This is a genomic window from Mesorhizobium sp. (genome assembly GCF_004962925.1).
GTDB lineage: Bacteria > Pseudomonadota > Alphaproteobacteria > Rhizobiales > Rhizobiaceae > Mesorhizobium.
The window spans coordinates 1-1,224 of sequence record NZ_SUEO01000396.1 but is presented as its reverse complement, the minus strand read 5'-3'; the positions used below and the strand labels follow the sequence as shown (position 1 = coordinate 1,224).

General features: G+C 61.9%; 1 protein-coding gene. It reads right to left on the bottom strand.

Annotated elements, in window-relative coordinates:
• Positions 1-82: 82 nt before the first annotated feature.
• On the bottom strand, positions 83-1,087 hold the full coding sequence (locus E5W87_RS35340; RefSeq protein WP_292408578.1) for a L,D-transpeptidase: 1,005 nt from the start codon (positions 1,085-1,087) through the stop codon (positions 83-85).
• Between the last annotated feature and the right edge of the window lie 137 nt (positions 1,088-1,224).

Here is a 1,224-nt window from a genome sequence, read left to right as displayed (position 1 = left end):
GCGCGAAGCACGCACTGCGTCCAATTCTGCACTTTCCTCAGGAATATCCTGCGAGAGCAGGTCTGCTGGCCAATCCATTTTGCTACGGAGCAAGCTTGTCGGCGGCACGGGCGATCTCGTTCTTGAACTCGACTTTCGTGCCCGGCTGCACGATGGAGCCGAGATCTTCGGCATCCCAGTTGGTCAGTCGGATGCAGCCATGCGAGAAGGTCGTGCCGATCTTGCCCGGTTCGGGCGTGCCGTGGATGCCGTAGCTTTCGATGGAGAGATCGATCCAGACCGATCCCACGGGATTGTTAGGCCCGGCAGCGATGGTGAAGGGCCGCTTGGTCTTGACTCCCTTGAAAGCGAGATCCGGATCGTAGTGATAGGTGGGGTTGCGCACCACGCGCTTGACCTCCGCCATGCCGCTTGGCGCCGGGTTTTCATCGCTCCCAATCGAGGCGGGGTAGACTGCGAGCCATTTGCCGGAAGGATCGAGCACGCGCACCAGGCGAGCGCGCTTATCGACCTCAATGCCGGCAACGCCGGCGGGAGAATCGCCCCGGTCGACATCAGGCACCACCAAGGTCCTTCCGGGCTTCCTGAAGCCGGTGCCCGGATTGAGCATTCTGAGCAACTGTTCGCTGACATGGAAGCGCTCCGCCAGCTTCTCCACCGCGTTACGATAGCCGAGCCGCCGCAGACGGGCCATCCGCTCCATGCGAGCCTGGATACGCTTGGTGAAGGGTCCGCGCACATCCTTGCGCGTCACCTCATAGGTGACCAGCACCGGCTCGGTGGAAGTTGCCACCAGCTTGTCCCAGGTCTCCCGAGTGAGCTTGCCATCGGGTGGGAGTCCGTTCGCCGCCTGAAAGGCGCCTACGGCCTTGGCGAAGTTCTCTGAAAGGCGACCGTCGATCAGCCCCGGCGAGAAGCGGGCGCGATCCAAAAGAACCTGCGCCTTCAGCACGGTTGGATCGACATCCTTCGGTTTGCCGGTGGCGAATTGGGCCTGATTGACGGTGGTTAGGTCCAGCTTGGCCGCCCACGCCCCGCCGCATGCGAAGGCAAGCGTCGCGGCAAAGACGAGGAGAAGCCTGATCATCAACAGCCTCCCTGGGACTGCAACAGGAGCCCGCTTCTATGACGCGGCGCAGCCCTGCGTGGTTCCTTCCGCTCGGGCGATTTTCTGAATTGAAGCGACCATGATGATGATCCGCTCCATCACCAAGTCGATGATCA